At 71.6% G+C, this 24155-nt stretch carries 22 protein-coding genes; 10 read left to right on the top strand and 12 right to left on the bottom strand.

Annotation, left to right across the window (positions count from 1 at the left end; all coding sequences use genetic code 11):
- Positions 1-33 precede the first annotated feature (33 nt).
- Positions 34-963 (top strand): non-homologous end joining protein Ku, encoded by a 930-nt coding sequence (gene ku / locus BJ984_RS01615; RefSeq protein WP_179546541.1) that lies wholly within the window; start codon positions 34-36, stop codon positions 961-963.
- A gap of 97 nt (positions 964-1060) precedes the next feature.
- Entirely contained in the window at positions 1061-2443 is a 1383-nt protein-coding gene (locus BJ984_RS01610; RefSeq protein ID WP_179546540.1) for a glycine--tRNA ligase, read from the top strand.
- Positions 2444-2654: 211 nt separating this feature from the next.
- Here BJ984_RS01610 and BJ984_RS01605 read toward each other — a convergent pair whose 3' ends face one another.
- Both BJ984_RS01605 and BJ984_RS01600 read right to left on the bottom strand, forming a co-directional pair.
- Entirely contained in the window at positions 2655-4025 is a 1371-nt protein-coding gene (locus tag BJ984_RS01605; RefSeq protein ID WP_179546539.1) for an HNH endonuclease signature motif containing protein, read from the bottom strand.
- Between the two features lie 95 nt (positions 4026-4120).
- The gene (locus BJ984_RS01600) at positions 4121-6001 is read right to left on the bottom strand and encodes an alkaline phosphatase family protein (protein WP_179546538.1); all 1881 of its coding nucleotides are present in this window, start codon (positions 5999-6001) and stop codon (positions 4121-4123) included.
- A 142-nt stretch (positions 6002-6143) separates the two neighbouring features.
- Between BJ984_RS01600 and BJ984_RS01595 the strand changes: the two genes are divergently transcribed.
- The gene (locus tag BJ984_RS01595; RefSeq protein WP_179546537.1) at positions 6144-6899 is read left to right on the top strand and encodes a MerR family transcriptional regulator; all 756 of its coding nucleotides are present in this window, start codon (positions 6144-6146) and stop codon (positions 6897-6899) included.
- Between the two features lie 7 nt (positions 6900-6906).
- Here BJ984_RS01595 and BJ984_RS01590 read toward each other — a convergent pair whose 3' ends face one another.
- The 5 genes from BJ984_RS01590 to BJ984_RS01570 all read right to left on the bottom strand — a co-directional run bounded on the left by BJ984_RS01590 (position 6907) and on the right by BJ984_RS01570 (position 11035).
- Positions 6907-7446: a TetR/AcrR family transcriptional regulator gene (locus BJ984_RS01590; protein ID WP_179546536.1), complete on the bottom strand. Its 540-nt coding sequence runs from the start codon at positions 7444-7446 to the stop codon at positions 6907-6909.
- Between the two features lie 87 nt (positions 7447-7533).
- On the bottom strand, positions 7534-8976 hold the full coding sequence (locus tag BJ984_RS01585) for an MFS transporter (protein WP_179546535.1): 1443 nt from the start codon (positions 8974-8976) through the stop codon (positions 7534-7536).
- A gap of 33 nt (positions 8977-9009) precedes the next feature.
- The gene (locus tag BJ984_RS01580; protein ID WP_179546534.1) at positions 9010-9630 is read right to left on the bottom strand and encodes a DUF2238 domain-containing protein; all 621 of its coding nucleotides are present in this window, start codon (positions 9628-9630) and stop codon (positions 9010-9012) included.
- Complete coding sequence (locus BJ984_RS01575) at positions 9627-10508, bottom strand: endonuclease/exonuclease/phosphatase family protein (RefSeq protein WP_179546533.1); 882 nt, start codon at positions 10506-10508, stop codon at positions 9627-9629. Before BJ984_RS01575 ends, BJ984_RS01580 begins: the two co-directional genes overlap by 4 nt.
- Positions 10505-11035: a GNAT family N-acetyltransferase gene (locus BJ984_RS01570; protein ID WP_179546532.1), complete on the bottom strand. Its 531-nt coding sequence runs from the start codon at positions 11033-11035 to the stop codon at positions 10505-10507. Before BJ984_RS01570 ends, BJ984_RS01575 begins: the two co-directional genes overlap by 4 nt.
- Positions 11036-11103: 68 nt before the next feature.
- Here BJ984_RS01570 and BJ984_RS01565 point away from each other — a divergent pair, with 68 nt between their 5' ends.
- Positions 11104-11685 (top strand): HhH-GPD-type base excision DNA repair protein, encoded by a 582-nt coding sequence (locus tag BJ984_RS01565; RefSeq protein WP_179546531.1) that lies wholly within the window; start codon positions 11104-11106, stop codon positions 11683-11685.
- On the opposite strand, the gene yczE is transcribed toward BJ984_RS01565, so the two are convergent.
- The gene (gene yczE / locus BJ984_RS01560) at positions 11624-12274 is read right to left on the bottom strand and encodes a membrane protein YczE (RefSeq protein ID WP_179546530.1); all 651 of its coding nucleotides are present in this window, start codon (positions 12272-12274) and stop codon (positions 11624-11626) included. The genes BJ984_RS01565 and yczE overlap by 62 nt on opposite strands.
- A gap of 61 nt (positions 12275-12335) precedes the next feature.
- Here yczE and yczR point away from each other — a divergent pair, with 61 nt between their 5' ends.
- Positions 12336-13808: a MocR-like transcription factor YczR gene (gene yczR / locus BJ984_RS01555; protein ID WP_179546529.1), complete on the top strand. Its 1473-nt coding sequence runs from the start codon at positions 12336-12338 to the stop codon at positions 13806-13808.
- Between the two features lie 10 nt (positions 13809-13818).
- Here the strand turns inward: yczR and BJ984_RS01550 are convergent, their stop codons facing one another.
- The gene (locus BJ984_RS01550; protein ID WP_179546528.1) at positions 13819-14430 is read right to left on the bottom strand and encodes a TetR/AcrR family transcriptional regulator; all 612 of its coding nucleotides are present in this window, start codon (positions 14428-14430) and stop codon (positions 13819-13821) included.
- Positions 14431-14528: 98 nt separating this feature from the next.
- Between BJ984_RS01550 and BJ984_RS01545 the strand changes: the two genes are divergently transcribed.
- Both BJ984_RS01545 and BJ984_RS01540 read left to right on the top strand, forming a co-directional pair.
- Positions 14529-16958, top strand: coding sequence for an MMPL family transporter (locus BJ984_RS01545; RefSeq protein WP_179546527.1), 2430 nt, complete (start codon positions 14529-14531; stop codon positions 16956-16958).
- A 52-nt stretch (positions 16959-17010) separates the two neighbouring features.
- On the top strand, positions 17011-17541 hold the full coding sequence (locus BJ984_RS01540) for a PaaI family thioesterase (RefSeq protein WP_179546526.1): 531 nt from the start codon (positions 17011-17013) through the stop codon (positions 17539-17541).
- Between the two features lie 84 nt (positions 17542-17625).
- On the opposite strand, the gene BJ984_RS01535 is transcribed toward BJ984_RS01540, so the two are convergent.
- Both BJ984_RS01535 and BJ984_RS01530 read right to left on the bottom strand, forming a co-directional pair.
- The gene (locus BJ984_RS01535; protein ID WP_179546525.1) at positions 17626-18171 is read right to left on the bottom strand and encodes a Dps family protein; all 546 of its coding nucleotides are present in this window, start codon (positions 18169-18171) and stop codon (positions 17626-17628) included.
- Positions 18172-18252: 81 nt separating this feature from the next.
- Positions 18253-19389, bottom strand: a complete 1137-nt coding sequence (locus BJ984_RS01530; protein WP_271206349.1) for an AI-2E family transporter — start codon at positions 19387-19389, stop codon at positions 18253-18255.
- A gap of 141 nt (positions 19390-19530) precedes the next feature.
- Here BJ984_RS01530 and BJ984_RS01525 point away from each other — a divergent pair, with 141 nt between their 5' ends.
- Positions 19531-19890 (top strand): DUF7882 family protein, encoded by a 360-nt coding sequence (locus BJ984_RS01525; RefSeq protein WP_173182515.1) that lies wholly within the window; start codon positions 19531-19533, stop codon positions 19888-19890.
- 37 nt (positions 19891-19927) lie between these two features.
- On the opposite strand, the gene BJ984_RS01520 is transcribed toward BJ984_RS01525, so the two are convergent.
- Positions 19928-20590: a hypothetical protein gene (locus tag BJ984_RS01520; protein ID WP_179546524.1), complete on the bottom strand. Its 663-nt coding sequence runs from the start codon at positions 20588-20590 to the stop codon at positions 19928-19930.
- 122 nt (positions 20591-20712) lie between these two features.
- On the opposite strand from BJ984_RS01520, the gene BJ984_RS01515 reads away from it, so the two are divergent.
- Positions 20713-23460, top strand: a complete 2748-nt coding sequence (locus BJ984_RS01515; RefSeq protein ID WP_373877406.1) for a DUF4118 domain-containing protein — start codon at positions 20713-20715, stop codon at positions 23458-23460.
- On the top strand, positions 23457-24149 hold the full coding sequence (locus BJ984_RS01510; RefSeq protein ID WP_179546523.1) for a response regulator: 693 nt from the start codon (positions 23457-23459) through the stop codon (positions 24147-24149). Before BJ984_RS01515 ends, BJ984_RS01510 begins: the two co-directional genes overlap by 4 nt.
- Positions 24150-24155: the final 6 nt, after the last annotated feature.

Here is a 24155-nt window from a genome sequence, read left to right as displayed (position 1 = left end):
GCCGGAAAGGCCCGATCCACGGTCTAATTGGGTATGAGATCGATCTGGAAGGGCGCCATCACATTCGGCCTCGTCAACGTGCCGGTGAAGGTGTACAGCGCGACCGAGGATCACGACATCGCACTTCACCAGGTGCACGACGCCGACGGCGGGCGCATCCGGTACCAGCGGAGGTGCGAGATCGACGGCAAGATCATCGAGTACCAGAACATCGCGCGGGCCTACGACGACGGGGAGCGCACGGTCATCCTGACGAAGGACGACCTGGCGTCGCTTCCCGAGGAGAAGAGCCGCGAGATCGAGGTCGTCGAGTTCGTGCCGAGCGAGCAGATCGACCCGATCATGTTCGACAAGAGCTACTTCCTCGAGCCCGACTCGAAGTCGCCGAAGGCGTACGCGCTGCTCAGGAAGACCCTCGAGACCACCGACCGCACCGCCGTGGTGCACTTCGCGCTGCGGCAGAAGACGCGACTCGCGGCATTGCGGGTGCGCGGCGACGTGCTCGTGCTGCAGACGCTTCTCTGGGGCGACGAGGTGCGGGAGGCGGCGTTCCCGGCGCTCGACGAGCCGACGCGGGTGTCGTCGCAGGAGCTCGACATGGCCATGTCGCTCGTCGACCAGTTCGCCGGGGACTTCGAGCCCGAGAAGTTCACCGACGACTACCAGGAGCAGCTGCGCACGCTGATCGACGCGAAGCTCGCCCAGGGCGACTCGGTCGACACCGACGAGACGTTCGGGCGCGAGGCCGCGGAGAGCGACGGGGGCGAGGTGCTCGATCTGATGGAGGCGCTGCGACGCTCGGTCGACAAGAGCCGGGGCTCGGGCTCGTCGGGTTCGTCGTCGTCGAAGAAGACGGATGCGGATGAGGACTCCGAAGACGAGCCCGCGGCCGCGAAGAAGGCTCCGGCGAAGAAGGCTCCGGCCAAGAAGCCCGCGGCGAAGAAGGCCTCCAAGGCCTCCTGACTTCGGGCGCCAGTTCGGGCGGCCCGGCGGCTCCCCGGTAGAATCGCTAGCGATCCAGCGCGAGCAGCCGGCCGCGCGGAGATATCCCGGAGCCTTCATGCCTGCATCCCGTCTCGATTCCGTCATCGCACTCGCCAAGCGCCGGGGGTTCGTCTTCCCGACCGGAGAGATCTACGGCGGCACCAGGTCGGCCTGGGACTACGGCCCCCTCGGCGTGGAGCTGAAGGAGAACATCAAGCGCCAGTGGTGGAAGTTCATGGTGCAGTCGCGCGACAACGTCGTGGGGCTCGACTCGGCGGTCATCCTGCCGCGCCAGGTGTGGGAGGCCTCGGGTCACGTCGAGGTGTTCTCCGACCCGCTGGTGGAGTCGTTGCACACCCACAAGCGCTACCGCGCCGATCACCTGATCGAGCAGTACGAGGAGAAGCACGGGCATCCGCCGGTCAACGGCCTCGCCGACATCCGCGACCCCGAGACGGGCCAGCCCGGATCGTGGACCGAGCCGCGCCAGTTCTCGGGGCTGCTGAAGACCTTCCTCGGCGTGGTCGACGACGAGTCGGGCCTCGCCTACCTCCGCCCCGAGACCGCGCAGGGCATCTTCGTCGACTTCAACGCGGTGCTGAACAGCTCGCGGCAGAAGCCGCCGTTCGGCATCGGCCAGATCGGCAAGAGCTTCCGCAACGAGATCACCCCCGGCAACTTCATCTTCCGCACCCGCGAGTTCGAGCAGATGGAGATGGAGTTCTTCGTCAAGCCGGGTGAGGACGAGGAGTGGCACCAGTACTGGATCGACCAGCGCTTCCAGTGGTACACCGACCTCGGCATCGACCCCGAGAACCTGCGGCTCTACGAGCACCCCAAGGAGAAGCTGTCGCACTACTCCAAGCGCACGGTCGACATCGAGTACAAGTTCGGCTTCACGGGCAGCAAGTTCGGCGAGCTCGAGGGCGTGGCGAACCGCGGCGACTTCGACCTCACCACGCACTCGAAGGCCTCGGGCACAGACCTCTCGTACTTCGACCAGACCACCGGTGAGCGCTGGACGCCGTACGTCATCGAGCCCGCCGCCGGTCTGACGCGCTCGCTGATGGCATTCCTAGTCGATTCGTTCCACGAGGACGAGGCGCCCAACACCAAGGGCGGCGTCGACAAGCGCACCGTGCTGAAGCTCGACCCGCGCCTGTCGCCGGTGAAGGCGGCCGTGCTGCCACTGTCGCGGAACGAAGCGCTGTCGCCGCTCGCGCGCACCCTCGCCGCCGACCTGCGCAAGAACTGGAACGTCGACTTCGACGATGCCGGCGCCATCGGCCGCCGCTACCGCCGCCAGGACGAGATCGGCACCCCGTTCTGCATCACCGTCGACTTCGACTCGCTCGAGGACAACGCGGTGACCGTGCGCGAGCGCGACTCCATGGCGCAGGAGCGCATCTCGCTCGACCGCCTCACGGGCTACCTCGCAGAGCGTCTCGTCGGCGCGTAGCCGCTTCGCCTCCCCCCCCTCGGGACGCTCCGACCGTATCGCCCGTCTGTCCGTTTCCCAGGGTGCCTTTGTAGGCGAGCCCATTGTGCAGAGTTGCGTGTGACGCCGACCTCGTTGACCCAGCCATGTCCATCTTGGGCAAGCGCGTCAGCGCGCGGCAGCCGGGTCTGCTGCCGCGCGCTTCGCGCTTGCCCTCGGAGACCGTGGCTGGCTAAGCGGCAGATCGCTGGATGGTGCGTCGCCGGGTGGTCGGGATCGGCTTCTGCTCCGTGTCGACCCACCTCGGCGGAATCAGATGCGGCACCCCGTCTTGCATGGTCAATTTCCACGGTGATTTGTGCAGGTGGGAATGGTGGAAGTGGCAGAGCAGAACGCCGTTGTCGATGTCGGTTCTTCCGGGCGGATGATCGTCCGAAACCCACTCGTTCGCATGATGTGTCTCGCAGAACGAGGGTGGCCTGTCGCAGGAGGGCCACACGCACCCACCGTCACGGGCGGCTAGTGCCCGGTTCTGCGCCGCAGTGAAGAGCCGCTTCGCCTTGCCGTGGTAGAGAACCTCCCCCCGGTCGCCGAACAGTGTGGTGGCGACGGGGGATGAGCACCGCAGCTGAGCGACGGTCGAGGCGGGAATGGGCTGGTCGATGCCGTCGATCCAGCCGACTCCGCGCCCCTTCTCGAGATCGTCGAGTGTCATGTGCACGTTGACCGTGGCGATTGCACCGTTGATGCGGGGCATGTTATCGGCGCCCGCGGCACGGGCAATGAGCTCAGTGACGGTGTCGGCGTTCTTCTGCGCCTGCGTGCGCCCATCGGCGACCACGTATTCGTCCCCATCGACGAACCGTGGACCGGACACTCGCGGGCTCTGCAACGCCCGGATGCTCGACATCCACACCCCGCCCTGCTCGGGGGCGAGCGCGAACTTCCCCCGGTACATCCCATCCGGCGCCAGCGCGATCGTGAGCGACCGCTGCATCTGCAGCACTTCGTCACGTGGCTCAGCGCCATCAGGGTCGACGACCTCGCGCAGGTGGATGGCGGCCCGAAAGGTCTCGTCGGCCGTTAGCCGGCAGGACAGGGTCTGGTCGACGAGGGTCTCTTCGGCGAGGGCCACGACGTCGGCCGAGCATCCACGGTCGGCGAGCACACCGCACTGCTTCACGATTGCCGCCGCTGCCTCAACCCCGAGGACGCCCTCATCGAGCACACGCGCCACCGCCGGGAACGGCGCCGGCCCCTCGCCCCCACCCAGCAGCACCGCACCACGAAGCTTCCGCCCCAGCTCGAGCCGGGCCTTGCACGCCCGAGCCGACGCGCCGGTGACCTTCGCGATGAGCGCGACGGGGGTGGTGAAGTTCTGCGACCGGCTGAGCCCCTCGTCGCCGAGCTCGCTCCGTGACCGCACGCCGACCTCACCGGCGGCGTGCACCTGCCCCGCCGAAGCCAGCCGCCCGATCACCTCGAAGTCGGCCATGACCTCGAGCAGTGCCTCATCGGTGAGACCCGCCATCCCGCTGATCGCTGCGCCCAGAGCGACCCGGAGATCGTCGGCGATCTCCTTGAGCTGGGCGTCTGTCCGCATACTGAGATTCTATCAGAAACAGCTGATGAATGCTCGATTATCTGGGACCGCTGTGCCGATCGAGAGGGTGTCGGCGCGAGCCGAGCGGACAGGCGTCAGGGCGTAGCGGTGGAGGTCGACGTCGGGCTTGAAGCCGCGGTGGGGCGCGGGGTGCCGTCGACCCCGTCGAGGGTGCCGAAGAGCTGGCCCTGCGCGTTCTGCGTGTTCATGAGGGTGGCGTACGCCTCGGCGTAGGTCTGCGGCTCGGCCTCGCCCTTCACACCGAACTTGGCGATGAGGAGCCCCAGCAGCCCCTTCGCGGGGTTGCTGATGGGCTTGATGCGCTGCGCCTCGGAGGTGCCGTCGAAGCTCACCTCGGGGTTCGGTGGAGAGTACTGCGGCATGGTCTGCGGCCAGGCGGACGCCGGGCGCGGCTCCTTCAGGTTCACCGCGTCGAACATGTCGCGCGAGGCGGCGTCGCGCCGGGTGAGCGGCTTCAGGCCGTGCAGCTTCGTGAGGGTTGCGATGACCGATCCGTGATCCATCTGCTCGTTCACGATCGTGTTCTTCGCGGTGTACGCCGAGATCGCGATGGCCGGCACCCGGCAGCCCAGGCGGTCGAAGGTGAAGTCCATCTCGCCGGGGTCGCCGGTCGACGGAGGGACGGCCGAGGGCGGCGGCACGTGGTCGAAGGTGCCGCCGTGCTCGTCGAAGGTGACGAAGAGCATCGTGTTCATCGCGTTCGACCCCGAGGGGGTGTCGCTCGTGCGGATGGCCGAGTAGACGGCGTGCAGCAGGGCATCGGCCGCCCGCGCATCCGACAAGGCGCCATCGATGACCACGTCGCCGTCGGCGGTGGCGTCGTCGCTCTCGCGCAGGGTGCCGTGCGGCGGGTGCATGTCGTTGTGGTTGTAGATCATGCGCGGCTCGATGAAGGCGTAGTCGGGCAGGTCTCCGTTCGCGACGTCATCGTAGAACTGCTCCATCACGCGGAAGTGCGACTTCCAGTACGGCTCGAGCACCGGGGCGTGCAGCACGCCCGTCATGGAGACGAGCTGGGCGGCGTCGTAGTAGACGCGCCAGGTGAGCCCCGCATCCTGAAGGCGGTTGAAGATGGTGGGCGCCTCGGCCTTCGAGGCGTCGAGCCACTTGTCGTAGCCACCGTCGCCCTTGTTGGTGACGAAGCCGTGCGAGGTGGAGGCATGGAAGAACAGGCGGTTGCAGAAGGTCTGCGAGGGCACGGCGCTGTGCCAGTGGTCGAAGACGGCGAAGTTCTTGGCGAGCGTCGAGAACACCGGGAGCATCTCGGGCGTGAAGCCGCCCATGGCCGTCTCGTACTCCTTGCGGCCGGCCTCCTTCTTGTTCTTCGTGATCTCGCGGTAGTTGATGATGTAGTCCTCGACGAAGCCCTTCATGGTGGGCTGGTCGTTCGGGCCCGGGGCGTTGTAGGGATAGCTCAGCCCGTTGGCGTGCAGGTCGCGGTTCTCGTCGGGGTCGACGCGCTGGAACAGCTGCGTGTTGACGTGCGAGTACTCCTCGCCCGGGTCGGGGTTGGGGCTCTGCATGATCTCGTCGGTCGAGCCCGAGTAGGGGCGGGCCTCGACCTCCTCGTCGGTGCCGGGCACCGGGTTCGAGCGGCGGCCCTGGTGCAGGCCCTCGAACTTCTGGCCGGCCTTGAGCTCTTCGTTCTTGTAGAGCCAGCCGAGCACGTTGTCGAAGGAGCGGTTCTCGTACATCAGCACGACGAGGTGCTCGAAGCCGGGCTTCTGCTCCTTGGCCTCGGGCGCGAAGTCGAGGTTCGACTCCTGGGCATAGACGCCGACGCCGATTGCCGCTCCACCGAGGCCCGCGGCCGCTGCTCCGGCGGCACCCACGGCGGCGGCCTTGAGGAAGGCGCGGCGCGAGGCGACGGCACCCGCCGCATCGGGCGCCGCCGGGCTCGGATGCAGGGGCTCACGCTGATCGTCGTCGTGTCGGCGGCGGCGGAAGGGGGCCATGATCCGACGTTACCGCCTCCGTCCGACACTCGGCAGACGGGGGTGCAGAGGGTTCGCATCACGATCCCGTCTCGGACGCTTGACCTTGACGCAGCGTCAACTCGTACAGTCGGTTCCACGAGACGACGGGAGGGAGCATCCGATGGACAGATCGATCACCGAGGTCGCGCGGCTGGCCGGCATCAGCAGCCGGGCACTGCGGCACTACGACCGCATCGGGCTCGTCGCGCCGAGCCGCATCGGCTCGAACGGGTACCGCCACTACGACGAAGCGGCGTTGGTGCGACTGCAGCGGGTGCTGCTGCTGCGCGAGCTCGGCGTCGGGCTCGGCGAGATCGCCCGGCTGCTCGACGAGTCGACGGATGCTCCCGCCGCCCTGCGCCGTCACCTCGACCACCTGCGCCGCGAACGCTCCCGGCTCGACCGGCAGATCGTCTCGGTGCAGACCACGATCGACACACTCACAGAAGGAGGAGCACTCATGGCCGAGACCATGTTCGACGGGTTCGACCCGACCCGCTACGAGGAGGAGGTGGCCGAGCGCTGGGGCGCGGCGGCGGCCGAGGAGGGGCGCGACTGGTGGGCGGCGATGAGCCCGGACGCGCGCGCGGCCTGGCAGGAGCGCCTAGCCGCCCTGAACGCCGACTGGAGCGCCGGGGCTGCCGCCGGTCTCGACCCGGCGGGGCCCGAGGCGCAGGAGCTGGCGCGGCGGCACGTCGCGTGGCTCGCGGGCATCCCGGGCACGCCCGGTGCGGGATCCGACCCCGACCCCGACTACCTCAGCGGCCTCGGCGAGCTCTACGTCGCCGACGAGCGCTTCGCGGCGAACTACGGCGGCCCCACGGGCGCCGCCTTCGTGCGCGACGCCCTGGCGGCCCACGCCGCCACCCTCGAGTAGGCGCGCCCTACTCCGCGAGGAGGGTCGCGATGCGCACCGCGAGGCGGCGGCGGAGGGCGGGCGGGAGCTCGTCGCCGCTGATGGCGTCGTAGGCCCAGAGGCCGTCGGCCGCGAGGCGCAGCACGAAGCGGTCGAGAGCCGCCGGGTCGGCCTCCGCCTCGGCGGGGGTGGGGGTCCAGCGGCGCTGCACCTCGTCCCAGAGGGCGGAGTCGGTGGGGTTCTTCGACGCTTCGAGGATGAGCGCGAGCTCCGCCGGGTTCGTCTCCTCCGACGAGGTCACGAGCGTGTAAGCCGCGATGCGTTCGTCGGGGGTGCACGCGTCGGCGGCCTTCCCTGCGGCTGACTCCAGGCGGGCGTCCCACTCGCGGGCGAGGTGCTCGTTCAGCGCGTGCACGAGGGCTCCGCGGTCGCGGAAGTGGTACATCATGCCGCCGCGGGTGAGGCCGGCCTCCTCGGCCGTGGCCTCGAGGGTCAGCCCCCGCAGGCCGTCCCGCGTGACGACCCGCACGGCGGCGTCGAGGATCGCGGTGCGGTTGTTCGGGCGCATGGTCCCTCCAGGGTAGACGTCGGGTTCAGGATGCGCGGCCACCGCGCCACGGTCGCCGCCCGGTGCCGGCCGCCCGGCCGCGGCCGCTCAGTGCCCCGAGAGCGCCGACGCCGGGGTGTTCCGCAGCAGCCGCGCCGTGGCGACCGCGCTCAGCGCGAGCACCCCCGCGATCACGAGCAGCACGGTGGTGAACGCCGGATCGGCGCCAGAGGCGCCAGAGGCGCCCGAGGCGCCCACGGCACCGACCGCCGACGGCGCGTAGGTCGACGTGATCAGCCCGCCCAGCACCGCGATCGCCACGAGCCCGCCGAGCTCGTACGAGACCTCCTCGACCGACGACGCCATGCCCGCGCGGTGGGCGGGCGCGCTGCCGATGATCGCGGCCGACGCCGAGGCCATCACGAAGCCGAGCCCCACGCCCGCGACGGCGAGCCCGGCGACGACCCCGCCCCAGCCGAACGCCATCAGCGGCGGCGTGACGGCGGCGCCGACGGCGGCGAGCCCGAGCCCGCCGGCGATCAGCGGTCGCGGACCCACCCGGTGCAGCAGCGCCCCGGCCGCGAGCGCGCTCGGCAGCGAGCCGAGGGCGAGCGCCGCCACGACGAGCCCCGCGTTCAGCGGGCTGAAGCCCTCGACGCCCTGGAAGCGCTGCGCCGTCACGAGCTCGGCGCCCGCGATGGTGAACAGCGCCACGCCCGCCGCCAGCACGCCCGCCGACAGCGCCGGCCGCCGGAACAGCGCCAGGTCGAGCAACGGGTACGGCAGCCTCCGCTGCCGCCGCACGAACAGCGCGAGCCCCGCTACGCCGACGACCAGCGCGAGCCCGACCACGAGCCACGACGGCCCCGCCTTGGTCACCTCCTTCAGCGCCACGACGACGCCCGCCAGCCCCACCATGGCGAGCAGGGAGGACGCCAGGTCCCATGGCCGGCTGCGGTCGCCGGGCGTGTGCGGCGCCACGAACGGGGTCGCCACGAGCGCCGCGATCACGATCGGCACGTTGATCAGGAAGACCGAACCCCACCAGAACCACTCCAGCAGCAGCCCGCCGAGGATCGGCCCGGCGGCCGCGCCGACCACCGAGACGCTGCCCCAGATGCCGATGGCGATGTTGCGCTCCCGCACGTCGGAGAAGCCGAGCCGGATCAGCGCGAGCGTCGCCGGCATCATCGCGGCCGCGCCGACGGCGAGCAGCGCGCGGGCGCCGATCAGCACCAGGGGTGCGGGCGAGAAGGCGGCCAGCAGCGAGGCGAACCCGAACACGACGAGGCCGATCAGGAACAGCCGCCGGTGACCGACCCGGTCGCCGAGCGTGCCGGCGCCGAGCAGCAGTCCGGCCATCACGAGCGGATAGGCGTTGACGATCCACAGGCTCTCGGTGCCGCTCGCGCCGAGCTCGCGCGTGAGCGTCGGCAGGGCCGTGTAGAGCACCGAGTTGTCGATGGTGATGAGCAGCAGCCCGGCCGAGACGACGGCGAGCAGGATCCAGCGCCGCGACGACGAGGTGCGCGCGGGCGTGATGACAGACATGGAGACCTCCGGGTGAGACTCCTAACTATACATTCATGAATGTTTAGTTTCAACCGGTGTCGTGAGCGACTGAGCGCCGGCCGGCCGCAGGCCGAGCGGCAGCACCCGCAGCAGCACCCCCGCGATCAGCGCCCCGAGACCGCCCACCGCCATGTCCCCGATCGTGTCGTCGTAGGCGACGAAGATCGACGAGCTGATGTAGGTCTTTCCGAGCCACTCCACCATCTCCCACACCGCGCTCGCCGCGAGCCCCAGCGCGGTGCACAGCACCAGGGCGGTGCCGAGGGTGAAGCTGCGCGAGGCCGGGTCGACGAGCATCCCGAGCCGTGCGAAGAAGAGGTACGCCATCACGGCCACGACCCCGGTCGCCGTGACGTGCACGGCGATGTCCCACCACCAGATGCTCGTGTAGAGGTCGAACACGTTGCTCCACGCGGCCACCAGAAGCACGAGCGAGTAGACGATGTCGAAGAGCGGATGCACGCCCACGAAGCGGGGCAGCACCACCCCCGGGAGCACCAGCGCCAGCACCCCGGCATCGGTCGGTTCCCACCAGATGAAGGCGGCGACGACGCTCAGCAGGGCCAGTGCCCGCACGGCGTCGGCGGACCACTCGGCGGCGCCGTGGGGCGGGCGGAGGAAGTTCCGTTTCACGGTGCGGGCGCCGGCACGGGCATCCGGAGCACGGCCTGGACGGCCAGGTGGTCGGAGCCGAAACCGCCGGCGTAGCGGTGGGGGTTGATGCCGGCCTCGAGCACCTCGACGCCGGGGGTGGTGGCGATCCAGTCGATGCGCTTGCGGTCCAGGCGCGGGGTGCCGTAGTTCGGGAAGCTGCCCCACTCCGGCGTCAGGCGCGACGCCGCGATGGCGTAGGCGTCGAGCAGCTCGCCGTCGCGAAGCAGCTCCTGCAGGGGAGCGGTGGCCTCGCCGCTGTTGAGGTCGCCGGTGACCACGGCCGGTAGCCCGCAGGAGGCCACGAGCTCCCGCACGGCGCCTGCGGCGAGCACGCGGGAGCGGCGGGAGAGGTGGTCGAAGTGGGTGTTCACGGCGACGAAGCGCGCCGAGGTGGCGCGGTCGCGGAAGATGCCCGCCACGAGGATGCGCGGCACGCGGTTGCCCCAGCCGGTCGAGCCCGGCACGTCGGGTGTCGGCGAGAGGGCCTGCTGCGACCAGTCGAGCAGCTCGAGCCGCCGGGTGTCGTAGAACAGCGGGCAGCCCTCGCCGCCGCCGTTCGCCGAGCGCCCGTGACCGATCGAGCGGTAGTGCCGGCCCAGGCTGTGCCGCACGAATCCGGCGGTGCGGGGCATCGCCTCCTGTGTGCCCAGGATGCTCGGCTGCTCGGCCTCGAGCAGCGCGGCCAGGTGCGGCCGCCGGGTCTCCCAGCGATCGGGGCTGTGCGGCATCACGTGCGCGATCGGGCGGCGGATGTTGTAGCTCATCACGTGCAGCTCGGGCGGCGCCGTGGGCCCGACGAGCACTTCGCCGAAGGCACGCCCGTCGCCGTCGCCGTTACTGCTGACGCCGCCGCTCATGCCCGCAGCTCCTTGCGCATCTCGAGCTCCCGCCGGCTCGGGTCGAGCGGGTACGGCAGCGTCACCCCGGTCTCCACGAAGCCGCGCTTGCGGTAGGCGGCGATGGCCCGGGCGTTGTCCTCGTGCACCTCGAGGGTGAGGGTGTCGCCGCGCCCGAGGGCCCACTCCTCGATGCGGGTGAGCAGAGCATCCGTCACCCCGGCCGCGCCGCGGTGCGAGGGGGCGACGTACACGCCGAAGAGGTAGGCCCCGGATGCTCCGGGCGGCACCGACGAGAGCATCGTGGCCACGAAACGCCCCTCGGCGGTCACCGCGACCACGGTGATCGCGCGGTTCGACGAGCCCTCACGGGCCTTGGCGCGCCACTCGGCCTCGCCGCGCCGGTGAGCATGGGCGAGGGTCTCGAGATAGGCCAGCGGGGTGTCCTCGAGCATCTCCAGGCGGAGGCGGCGCACCTCGCGCCAGTCGCCCTCGACCGTGCGGCGGATCGTCAGGCCGGCGGGCACGGCGACCGCGGTGGTGAGCATGCTCCGACCCTAGGGCGATCGGGCCGAGACGGCTCGCAGCTCACGCGCCGGGCCGTCATGATGGAGGCATGAGCCCCGCACTGCACATCACCGGAGACGCCGACGCCGACGAGCTGCTCTCGACCGACCCCCTCGCCCTGCTGGTGGGTATGCTGCTCGACCAGCAGATCGCCATGGAGGCGGCCTTCGAGGGGCCGAAGAAGATCCGCGACCGCATCGACGGGCCGTTCACGGCGAAGAACCTCGCCTCCTATGATCCGGATGCGCTGGTCGAGGTGTTCCGTCAGACCCCCGCCGTGCACCGGTACCCGGGATCGATGGCCGGGCGGGTGCAGGCGCTCGCCGCCGCCCTCGTCGACGACTGGGACGGCGACGCCGCCGCGCTCTGGAGCGACGTGTCCGACGGCAAGGCGCTGCTGAAGCGGCTCGAGGCGCTGCCCGGCTACGGGGCACAGAAGGCCCGCATCTTCGTGGCGCTGCTCGGCAAGCAGTACGGCGTGACGCCGGAGGGTTGGCGCGAGGCTGCCGGGCCCTACGGCGAGGAGGGCTCGCACCGCTCGGTCGCCGACATCGTCGACGCCGACTCGCTCACGCTGGTGCGCGAGACGAAGCGGGCCGCGAAGGCGGAGGCGAAAGCGGCGAAGGGCTGACCGCAGCGAGCGCGACCTTCCGACCCCCGAACAGCGGCAGCGTCACCCCGCAGAGCGGCCCGATCAGCAGCGCGAACGCCAGCGTGCCGAACCCGACGTCGCCGCCGAGCAGCCACCCGGCACCGAGCACCGTCGCCTCGATCAGCGTGCGCCCGAGCCAGATCGGCCAGCCCAGCCGCGCGTGCAGCCCGGTCATCAGCCCGTCGCGCGGGCCCGGCCCGAACCGTGCCCCGATGTAGATCCCGCTGGCCACCGCGAGCAGCAGCAACCCCGCCGTGAACGACAGCACCTGCAGGAGCAGCGAGCCCGGGGCGGGCAGCAGCCACAGCCCGAGCTCCATGAACGGCCCGAGCAGCAGCACGTTGAGCACCGTGCCGAGTCCGGGCCGCTGCCGTAGCGGGATCCACAGCAGCAGCACCGCGATCCCGATCAGGTTCGTCAACAGGCCGATCGAGAGCCCGGTGCTGCGGGAGATGCCCTGCGAGAAGACGGTCCACGGGTCGATGCCGATCGCGCCCCGGATCATCAGGGCCTCGGCGAAGCCGTAGAGCATCAGGCCGGCGAGAAGACGGAGCACGCGGAAGGTCATGGGTAGATCCAATCGCACGATTGGCCTCGACCTGCCATGCCAATCCCGCTAAAGTGGCGCCATGACTGACCCGCGCATCGGCACCCGTGGCCTCATCTCCCTGCTCGGCGACTGGCGCGGCAGCTCGGCCGGGCCGTCCTATCTGGCACTGTTCGACCGCATCCGCCTGCTGGTGCTCGACGGCCGTGTCGCCACGGGCACGCGGCTGCCGGCCGAGCGCGACCTCGCCCAGGCACTCGGTGTCAGCCGCACGATGGTGTCGGGCGCCTACCGCGAGCTGCGCGACGCCGGCTACACCTCGAGCGTGCGGGGCTCGGGAAGCGTCACCCGCCTGCCCGGGCGCGCCCCCGTGACGGGCACCGACGATTCGGGCGACTTCATCGACTTCTCCAAGGCCACCGCCCCCGCGCATCCGGCCCTGCACGGCGCCACCCTGCGGGTGATGGACGAGTTCGCCCGCGAGCTCGGCGGCACCGGCATCGACCCGTTCGGCTCGCTGACCCTCCGTCAGGCGGTGGCCGACCGCTACACGGCGCGCGGTCTGCCGACGAGCGTCGAGCAGGTGATGATCACGATCGGGGCCCAGCACGCGATCTCGCTGCTCGCCCGCACCCTCCTCTCCCGCGGCGACCGCGCGGTGGTCGAGCTGCCGAGCTACCCGCACGCCTACGAGGCGCTGCGGGCGGCGGGCGCGCGCTTCGTTCCGGTGACGGTCTCGGCCCGGGGAAGCGGCGCCGCCCCCGAGGGCCTGCACGGCTGGGACGCGGCCGGCCTCGCGCAGGCCTTCGCCCGCACCAGCCCGACGCTCGCCTACCTGATGCCCGACTTCCACAACCCGACGGGCGAGTCGATGCCCGCCGAGCTCCGCACGACGGTGCTGGCCGACGCGTCCCGGCAGGGCACGCTCGTGCTGGTCGACGAGACCACCGCCGAGCTCGACATCGATCGCGCCGAGACGTTCCTGCCGTTCGCGGCCTACGGCGACGCCGGCACCGCCGCCTCCGCCGTGCTGATCGGCTCGGTCGGCAAGACGGTCTGGGCCGGGCTCCGGGTGGGCTGGGTGCGGGCCGAGCCGGCGATCATCCGCAAGCTGGCGGGGGCGCGCTTCGCCGGCGACCTCGGCACCCCCGTGCTCGAGCAGCTGATCGTCGCCGAGCTGCTGCGCGACTTCGACCAGGTGCTCGCCGGGCGTTCGGCGCAGCTGCGCGAGGGCCGCGAGACACTGCTCCGGATGCTCGCCCAGAACTTCCCGACCTGGCAGGTGCCGCCCGTCGACGGCGGCCTCGCCGCCTGGGTGAACCTCGGCGCCCCGGTCAGCTCGCAGCTGGCGCTCGCCGCGCGCACGGAGGGCCTGCTCATCACGGCGGGCCCGCGCTTCGGCCTCGACGGAGCGTTCGAGCGCTTCCTCCGGGTGCCGATCATCCATCGCCCGGGCGACATCGAGCGCGGCGTGCAGGCGCTGCGGGCGGCGTGGGGCTCGGTCTCCCGAGCCCCGCACTACGCCCCGGCCGACCTCTATTCCGAGGTCGTCTAGCGAGCGGCGCCTACGCCGGGGCCGGGGGTGCGGCCGGGGCGAACAGCGCCGTTCGCGGGCCGAGCAGGAACTCGACCAGGTCGAGGAAGGCGGCCACGTCGATCTCGTCCTTGCTCAGCACCTCGAAGATCAGGGCGCCGAACACGGCATGACCGAGCTGGTCGACCGGGGTGCCGGGCGGCAGTTCGCGCGCGGCCACGGCGGCCCGAAGCCGATCGGCGAGCAGACGGTCGGCGCCGAAGGCCTCGCTGAGATGCGCTCCCACGCCCGCCTCCTCGGTGGCGGCGGCGACCAGCGAGTGCAGCAGCGAGCGGCCCGTCGGAGTGTTCAGGAAGTGCAGCACCGGGGTCAGCCAGTCGCGGAGATCCCGGCGCAGATCGCCCGTGTCGCCCACGACCGGTTCGACGGCGAAGAACCGGCCGTCGAGCAGGCACTCGGCGACGAGCGCGCCCTTCGACGACCACCACCGGTAGATGGTCTGCTTGCCCACCCCGGCCGCCCGGGCGATGCCCTCGATGGTGAGATGGTCCCAGCCCTCGTCGACGAGCAGCGTGGCCGTCGCCGAGAGGATCGCCTCCCGCGCCACGGCGCTGCGCACGGGCCCGCTGCGATGCTCGGTCATCCGCCCAGGATACTGTCGGGAGCTAGACGAGACGTGGCGTATGATCAAAGTCCGACGGTGCGCCCGACCCGACGGCGCCGTCTCGAGGGAGATCGCTCATGGCGTCATCGCTGTTCCGGCTCGGTTCGTTCGCCGCGCGTCGCGCGTGGGCGGTCGTCATCACCTGGGTGGTGCTGCTCGGGGTCTCGGTCGGCGCGTTCCTCGCCTTCGGCGGCACGCTGACGAACAGCTTCGACATCCCGGGCACGGCCTCCGGCGCCGTCACCGACCAGCTGGCCGAGAAGCTCCCCGACACCGCGGGCGGCACGGGCACCGTGGTCTACCAGACCGACTCCGGTGAGGCCTTCACGGATGCGCAGCGGCAGTCGATCTCCGAGCTCGCCGCCTCGGCCACCGAGCTCGACGGGGTCGCCGCGGTGATCGACCCGTTCGACGCGCAGAAGCAGCAGCAGGACCAGGGCATCCGCCTCTCGACGGCCGAGGCCCGACTGACCGAGGGCCGCGCCCAGCTCGACGCCGGGCAGCAGCAGCTGACCGCGGCACTCGACCAGGCCGTGGCCGCCGGAGCCGGCCCCGAGCAGCTCGCCGCCTTGGACGCCCAGCAGGCCCAACTCGACGCCTCGCGCACCGAGCTCGAGGCGGGGGCCGCGCAGCTCGCCACCGGTACCGGCCTGCTCGAGCTCGCCGACGGAATCGGCGTGGTGTCGGAGGACGGGTCGACCGCTATCGTCAACGTGTCCTTCACCGATCCGCGGCTCGAGCTGTCGGAGGAGGTCAAGCAGGGCGTCATCGACCACTTCGACGACTCCCCGGTGCCCGGAGCGACCGTGGCCTTCGGCACCGACATCGCCCAGGGCGTGCCCCAGATCTTCGGCGTCGGCGAGGCCGTCGGGCTGATTTTCGCGGCCGTCGTGCTCATCGTCATGCTCGGCTCGCTGCTGGCCGCCGCCCTGCCGATCGTCACGGCGCTCGTCGGGGTCGGCGTGGGCGTCACCGCCTCGCTGTCGCTCTCGGGTGTCATCGACATGGCCTCGGTCACCCCGGTGCTCGGCGTGATGCTCGGCCTCGCCGTCGGCATCGACTACTCGCTCTTCATCGTCAACCGGCACCGCAGGCAGGTGCTCGCCGGCGTTCCGGTGCGTGAGTCGATCGGGCTCGCCACGGGCACCTCGGGCACCGCCGTGGTGTTCGCCGGCTCGACCGTGATCGTCGCGCTGCTCGCGCTCAACGTCACGGGCATCCCGTTCCTCGGCCTGATGGGCACGGTCGGCGCGGTCTGCGTCGCGGTCGCCGTGCTGATCGCCATAACGCTCGCCCCCGCCATCCTCGGCCTCGTCGGCGAGCGGCTGCTGCGCCGGAAGGTGCGGGCGACGATCGGCCGGCAGAAGGAGCAGAAGCCGGCCCGCCGCATGTCGACCGTGCGCGCCGTCACGACGGTGCTGGTGAGCATCGTCGCGCTGCTCGTCATCGCGATCCCCGCGATGTCGATGCGGCTCGGCCTGCCCGACGGCTCGACCGAGCCCGAGGGCAGCACCAGCGCACGCGCCTTCTCGATCGTCGACGACGAGTTCGGTGAGGGCGCCAACGGTCCGCTGCTGGTGACCGCGACGCTCGACGAGGGCGTCTCCGAGGACACCCTGCCCGACGCGCAGCTCGCCGTCGCGGAGGTGCTCGGCGCCCAGTCCGACGTCGAGGCGGTGGCGCCGATCGCCGCGTCGGAGGACGGCACGCTTCTGGCGTTCCAGGTGCTGCCGGCGGAGGGGCCGAACAGCGTCTCGACCGAGGAGCTGGTGCAGAGCATCCGGAACCTGCCCCCGGTCACGAGCGACGCCGTCACCGGCGCGATGACGCTCGGGGTCGCGGGCCAGGCGGCCACGAACATCGACATCTCGGAGGGGTTGAGCGCCGTGCTGCCGCTCTACCTCGTGGTGGTCGTGGGGCTGTCGCTCGTGATCATGGTGCTGGTGTTCCGATCGCTGCTCGTGCCGGTGATCGCCACCGGCGGGTTCGTGCTGTCGCTGTTCGCGACCTACGGGCTGATCGTGTCGGTGTTCCAGTTCGGCTGGGGTGCCGAGCTGATCGGGCTGCACAGCACGGGGCCGATCCTGAGCTTCCTGCCGGTCATCCTGGTGGGCATCCTGTTCGGGCTGGCGATGGACTACCAGCTCTTCCTCGCGTCGGGCATGCGCGAGGCCTACGTTCACGGGGCGGAGGCGCGGCTCGCGGTCGCGCAGGGGTTCCAGGCCGGCCGCTCGGTCGTGATCGCGGCGGCGCTGATCATGATCGCGGTGTTCGGCGGGTTCATCTTCTCGGAGTCGACGATCATCCGCTCGATCGGCTTCGGGCTCGCCTTCGGCGTGCTGCTCGACGCCTTCGTGGTGCGCATGCTGCTGATGCCGGCGCTGATGCATCTGCTCGGCCGCTCGGCCTGGTGGCTGCCCCGCTGGCTCGACCGGCTGCTGCCCGACGTCGACGTCGAGGGTGCGGCTCTCGAGCGCACGCACCCGGGGGCGCACCCCCACGGTTGACGATTCCCACAACGCATCGCCCCCGGCGGGCGGCCCGTCCTACAGTGTCGGCATGGCTGACGACGACGTTGCAGAGGGCCCCCGCCGACGGCGCGTGATCGAGTGGGACGACCCGTTCGAGACCTCGCGCCCCGCGGCCGGGCTCGCCGGGATCGACTACCTGCAGGGGCTGATCGACGGCACCTTCCCGCCGCCGCCGATGGGGCGGTTGATGGGCATGGACCTCGTCGAGGCCGAGGTGGGCCGGGCCGTGTTCAGCTGCCTGCCCGACGAGTCGCACTACAACACGATCGGCATCGTGCACGGCGGGCTGGTGTGCACCCTGCTCGACTCGGCGGCCGGCTGCGCGGTGCAGTCGACGCTGCCGGCGGGAGTGGGCTACACCTCGATCGACCTGAACGTCAGCTACCTGCGGCCGCTCCGGCAGTCCACGGGCCGCATCACCGTCGAGGGCCGCGTTCTCAAGCCGGGGCGCCGGGTCGCCTTCACCGAGGGGCGGGTGACGGATGCGGCGGGGAACCTGATCGCGACGGCCACGAGCTCGCTGCTCGTCTTCCCGCTCGACCCGCCGGCCGCCTCGTAGGGCGGGCCCGGTCGGCGTCGTCACGCAGCGCGAAGGCCCCCGCTCGCCGGGGGCGAGGCGGGGGCCTTCGGGTGGTGCCGGGTGCTACTTGGAGCGGGCCGGCGTGCGGTTCTCGGCCGAGACCATCCAGGCGTACTGCTCGAGCTTGTCGATGATCGCGTGCAGGATGTCGGCGCTCGTCGGGTCTTCGTCGTCGACCTCGTCGTGCACCTCGCGCATGGTGCCCACGGTCGCCTCGAGGCGCTGCGTGATGAGGTCGACCGTCTCGGCCGTGTCGACCTCGCCGTTCGGGTACTCGGGCAGCGTCGTGGTGGCCGCGACGGTGTCGCTGCGGCCGTCGGGCGAGGCGTGCAGGGCGCGCAGGCGCTCGGCGACCACGTCGGAGAACTCGCGGGCGGCGTCGATGATCTCGTCGAGCTGCAGGTGCAGGTCGCGGAAGTTCTTGCCGACCACGTTCCAGTGGGCCTGCTTGCCCTGGAGGTGCAGCTCGATCAGGTCGACGAGCACCTTCTGGAGGTCGTCGGTGAGCTGCTTCGAGGCGGTGAAGCCCTTCTCGGCGTTCTGGCGTCGAGTGGTCTTGGCGCCGCCGTCGGCGGGAGCCTCGACAGTGCGTTCGATGGTGCTGGTCATTTACGAATCCTTTCGTCGCTGACTAGATCGACCGTACGCCCGGCCGCCGACATCCGCTCGTCTCTGCCGGGGGCCGTACAGCTAGACCTTCGCGTCCTGCTTCGGGAAGACGACCTTCTGCACGATGATGATCGCCGAGGCGGCGATCGGTATGGCGACGAGCGCGCCGAGCACGGAGCCGAGTGTGCCGCCGGCGACGGCCGCGATGACGACGATCGAGCCGGGAACCGAGACCGCGCGGTTCATGATGCGGGGGCTGAGGAAGTAGGCCTCCACCTGCATGTAGATCAGGTAGTAGATCAGGGCCACGAGCGCGGTGATCGGCGAGGCGAACAGGCACACCAGCACGATGATCAGGGAGCCGCTGAGCGTGCCGACGAGCGGGATCAGCGACGCCAGGAACGCCACGAAGGCGAACAGCACCGGCAGCGGGGCGCCGATGATCGACAGGAAGATCAGGCTCAGCACGCCGTTGATCGCGGCGAGCCCGATCTGGCCCACGACGTAGCGGCCGACGGCGCCGGTCACGTCCTCGGTGAGGGAGGCGAAGGACGCCCGCTTGTTGGCCGGGACGAAGCGGTAGGTGACCTTCTTCATGCTGCGGAGCGAGGCGAGGAAGTACAGGGTCAGGATGAGCACGATGACCGAGCCGGTGAGGCCGCTCGCGATGCCGCTGCCGACCGCGAGCAGGCCGCCGCCGAGGGCGAGCAGGTTGTTCGGGTCCTGCACGAAGTCGGTCGCCGACTGCACGGCCTTGTTGATGTCGACGAAGTCGCCGAGGTTCGTCTGCACGGTCGCGACGAAGTCGCTCTGCTCGAAGTCGGTCACCAGATCGGGGAATTGGCGGAACAGGTTGCCGGCCTGCTCGACCACGAGCGGGATGACCGCGAACAGCAGCCCCACGAACAGCCCGATGACCGCGGCGAACACGATCACGATCGCGAGCGGCCGCGGCATGCGCCGCTCGAGCCAGGACACCAGCGGGTCGAGGCCGAGCGCGAGGAAGAGGGCGACGCCCACGTAGATCAGAACGGTGCTCAGCTGCGTCACGGCCGAGCCGATCACGAGCGAGAGCAGCACCCCGAGCCCGCCGACGAGGCCGATCCGGAACGCGTTGATCCGCACGCCCGGCACGCTGTCGCTGCCCGCCACCTCGAGATCGGAGCCGGGCTGGAGCGCCGCCGTCTCGGGAGTGCGCGGCGATTTCTTCCTGAACACGAAAAGCCCTCATCTCATCCGGTGATCGCAAGACTAGCCCCGTCGCGCACCGGCGGGCTCGTCGTGCGGCTCCGGGCGCGCATCCGGGGCCCCGCCGTGCGTTAATGGACTCATACCATCGCGCGCGGGAGGACTTTGGCAATGGGAAAGCTGCTGTACGGCACGTCGGGCATCGAGATCGAGTTCGACGACCGCACCCTCACCCACCTGCAGATCGTGATCGCCGCGAAGCTCCGCCGCAAGGAGAGCTTCTTCTTCTCCTGGAAGGACGACCCGGCGATCGGCGACGGCCGCTCCAGCATCTGGCTCGACTCGTCCATCCCGCTCTACTTCAAGTTCGCCGGCGGGCGCGTGCCCTCGATCAACCGCGAGTGGCTCGACGTGCTCACCGCCTCCTCGAACGGCTCCGGCGGCCTGCAGTTCACCGAGGAGCCGGGTTCGGGCGGCAGCAACGGCCACTCCCACGGCGGCGCCTCGGGCGGCCCCGCCACCGTGCGCTGACCCCCGCCCGCGCCACCTCGACTCAGAGCGCCTCGGGTCAGAGCGCCTCGGCCTGGGGGCCGCCGGCCGGCTGGGTTCCGAGGTAGGTCAACCGCACGGCGGCGCCATTGAGCGCTGCCGACACGGCCTCCCCGTCGATCTCGTTCGCCGCGGTGTAGTCGATCGAGTAGCGCTGCTCGTGCTGCTCGTAGCCGCCTCCTGCCGACATGCCCGCGTCGTGTTCCTTCAGCAGCTCGAACACCCGCGCGATCGCGGCGTTCGACTCTTCGAGCGAGGGGCCGGCCGTGGTGACCACCTCGACTGACAGCGGCGCCGCCTCGAGCAGCTGCCGAACCTCCTCGGGCACCGGGCCGAGCAGCGCGACCCGCGCGTGCGGCACCTCGTCGGCCCGCCACTCGCCCTCGATGTACTGCGCCGGGAACCGCAGCGACAGCTCGGTCACCAGGGCACCGAACTGCGCGTCGTCGCCCGGCTCGGCGCTCCCCAGGATCTCCCGCGACAGCGGTGGCGCCTCAGTCGTGGCGGCGATGTCCACTGTCGAGGGGGCTGGGGCGATCGCGGCCGCCGCGGACGGAGGGGTCGCAACCGCGGTGGAAGTGGGCGCCGCCGGGGTGGGCGCGAGCGCTGGAGCGGCCGTGCAGCCGGTCAGGGTGGCTGCGAGCAGAGCGGTGGTGAGCACGGTGCCGGGGCGCATCCTCATGTCGACAGCCTAGGTGGGGCGGGATGAAAGGCGAGGGCGGGTCGACGGGGGTCGGCGGGCGGAACTACGCTCTAGGGCAGATGCCCGGCCGTCACGGCGGGGCCGCGGAGGAGTGGATGCCCGTGGGGCGGGGTGCGCTGCGGGTGCTGCTGGGGGCCGCGCCCGGTGTGGGCAAGACGGCGGCCATGCTCGAGGAGGGGCAGCGGCTCGCGGGCGAGGGGCGGGACGTCGTGATCGCGGTCGTCGAGTCGCACGGCCGCGCGGCGACCGAAGCGGCGGCCGAGGGCCTCGAGGTCGTTCCGCGCCGGCAGGCCCAGGGCCGGGGCGCCGAGGGTCGGGGCGCCAAGGGTCGGCTGGCCGATGATCGGCGGGTCGAGGGCCGGGGCGACGAGCGCCGGGTCCGCGGGCTCCGCGGGCTCCGCGGGCTCGGCGAGCTCGACCTCGAGGCGGTGCTGGCCCGCGCCCCCGAGGTCGCGCTGGTCGACGAGCTCGCCCACACGAATGCGCCGGGTCTGGCGCACGCGAAGCGCTGGCGCGACGTCGAGGCTCTCCGCGACGCGGGCATCGACGTGATCTCGACGGTGAACGTGCAGCACATCGAGTCGCTGAGCGACGTCGTGCAGCGCATCACCGGGCTGCCGCAGCACGAGACGGTTCCGGATGCGGTGCTGCGCGACGCCGATCAGATCGAGCTCGTCGACCTCGCCCCCGACGCGCTCCGCGAGCGGCTGACCGCGGGCCAGGTGCTCCCCGAGGCGCGGATCGACGCCGCCCTGTCGAACTTCTTCCGCCTCGGCACCCTCACCGCGCTCCGGGAGCTCGCGCTGCTCTGGCTGGCCGACGAGGTCGACTCCTCGCTGCAGCGCTACCGCAGCGAGCACGGCATCGGCCAGAACTGGGAGGCGCGCGAGCGGGTCGTCGTCGCCCTCACCGGCGGCCCCGAGGGCGAGGCGCTGCTGCGGCGCGGCGCCCGCATCGCGGCCCGCTCGGCCGGCGGCCGGCTGCTGGCGGTGCACGTGAGCGCCCCCGACGGGCTGCGCGAGCGGTACCCCGAGGCCCTCGCCCGGCAGCGCGCGCTCGCGGAGAGCCTCGGCGGCAGCTTCCACCAGCTCGTCGGCGACGACGTGCCGGGCGCACTGGTCGGCTTCGCCCGATCCTCGAACGCCACGCAGCTCGTGCTCGGGGCCTCGCGGCGGAGCCGGTTCGCCGCGCTGCTCTCCGGGCCGGGGGTCGGTGCGACGGTCATCCGCGAGTCGGGCGACATCGACGTGCACATCGTGACTCACGCCGAGGCCGGTGCGCGCCGGCGGCTGCCCGGCACCCGCGGCGCCCTGACCGTGCGGCGGCGGGTCTCGGGCCTCGTCTTCGCGCTGGTGGCGGGGCCGCTCCTGACCTGGCTGCTCTCGGCGTTCCGAAGCGACGAGTCGATCACCTCGGAGGTGCTCGCCTACCAGCTGCTCGTCGTGGTCGCGGCGCTGATCGGCGGGCTCTGGCCGGCGCTCGTCTCGGCCGTGCTGTCGGGGCTGACGCTCGACTACTTCTTCGTGGAACCGCTCTACAGCGTCACGATCGCCGACCCGCTGCACGCGCTGGCGCTCGTCCTCTACGTCGTGATCGCCGTGCTGGTGTCGCTCGTGGTCGACCGCGCCGCGCGCCGCTCGCGGGCCGCTCGCCGCTCGGCCGCCGAATCGGAGCTGCTCGCCACCGTCGCCGGCAGCGTGCTGCGGGGTCAGGATGCGCTGCAGGCCCTGGTCACCGTCACCCGCGAGGCGTTCGGGCTCACCGCGGTGCGCCTGGTGCGCGGCGGGCAGGTGCTCTACTCCGACCAGGGGCCGGGTGGGGCGGATGCTCGGCCCGCGCCCGGCGGCACCGACCCCGTGGCTCCCATGCCGCCGGCGGCCGACCCCGTAGCGCCGATGCCGGCGGCGGCCGACGCCGGCCCGCCGGTGCGGGTGCCCGTGACCACGCCGGACGGCGACGCCCCCGCCCGCGGTGCCGACCCGGGCGCGGCGGACGAGGGCGCCGTGCTCGAGCTGCACGGCCGGGAGCTGGGCGCATCCGACCGGCGGCTGCTCGCCGTGATCGTCGCCCAGCTCGCCGCGGCGCTCGAGCACCAGGGCCTGGCGGAGACCGCGAGCGGCCTCGCCCCGCTCGCCGCCGCCGACCGCGTGCGCTCGGCCCTGCTCGCCGCCGTCTCGCACGACCTGCGACGGCCCCTCGCGAGCGCGACGGCCGCCGTGACCGGACTCCGCGGCGAGCTGCCCGAGGCCGATCGCGACGAGCTGCTGAGCACCGCCGAGGAGAGCCTCGGCGCCCTCGCCCGGCTGCTGACCGACCTGCTCGACGTCAGCCGCCTGCAGGCCGGCGTGCTCGGCGTCTCGCTCGCCCCCGTCGACCTCGACGACGTCGTGCCGGCGGTGCTCGACGAGGTCGGTGCCGGGCCCGAGCAGGTGGAGCTCGAGCTGCCGCCCGGGCTGCCGGCGTTCGAGGCGGATCCGGTGCTGCTCGAGCGGGTGCTCGTGAACCTGCTCTCGAACGCGCTGCGCTTCTCGCCCGCGGGGGAGCGGGTGGTGGTGTCGGCGAGCGCGTTCGCCGGTAGCGTGGAGCTGCGGGTGGCCGACCGGGGGCCGGGCATCCCGGCCGATCGGCGCGAGGAGGTGTTCGTGCCGTTCCAGCGGCTGGGTGATCTCGACAACCTCACCGGGCTCGGGCTGGGGCTCGCACTGTCGAAGGGGTTCGCCGAGGGCATGGGCGGCACGCTCGAGGCCGAGGACACCCCGGGCGGCGGACTGACGATGGTGGTGTCGCTGCCGGTGGCGCGCGCCGCTGACGACGATGGCGCCGACGAGGCGCAGGAGGCGCACGCATGAAGATCCTGATCGCCGACGACGACCCGCAGATCCTGCGGGCGCTGCGCATCACGCTCGGCTCGCAGGGCTACGAGATCCACACCGCGGCCGACGGCGCCGAGGCGATCGCTGCCGCCGCGCAGACCTCGCCCGACCTGATCATGCTCGACCTCGGGATGCCGCGGCTCGACGGTATCGAGGTGATCGAGGCGGTGCGGGGCTGGTCGGCGGTGCCGATCCTCGTGGTGTCGGGCCGCTCGGGCTCGGCCGACAAGGTCGACGCCCTCGACGCCGGCGCCGACGACTACGTCACCAAGCCGTTCGCGATGGACGAGCTGCTGGCGCGCATCCGGGCACTCACCCGCCGCAGCGCCCCGGGGCCGACGGGTGGCGAGCCGGTGATCGCGTTCGGCGGGGTGACGGTCGACCTCGCGGCGCACCAGGTGACGCACGACGACGACCGCAGCCCGGTGCGGCTGACGCCGACCGAGTGGAAGCTGCTCGAGCTGCTCGTGCGGAACCCCGGCCGGCTCGTCACGCACCAGGAGCTGCTCACCGAGGTCTGGGGCACGCACCGCGTGAAGGAGACGGGCTACCTGCGCCTCTACATCGGCCAGCTGCGCAAGAAGCTCGAGCCGGTTCCGGCCCGCCCCCGCCACTTCGTCACGGAGGCGGGCATGGGCTACCGCTTCCTCCCCGACCCCGCCTGATACCGT

It is taken from the genome of Herbiconiux flava, from assembly GCF_013409865.1.
Taxonomy (GTDB): domain Bacteria; phylum Actinomycetota; class Actinomycetes; order Actinomycetales; family Microbacteriaceae; genus Herbiconiux; species Herbiconiux flava.
The sequence above is the reverse complement of the archived record's forward strand: the minus strand, read 5'-3'. Positions and strand labels throughout refer to the sequence as shown.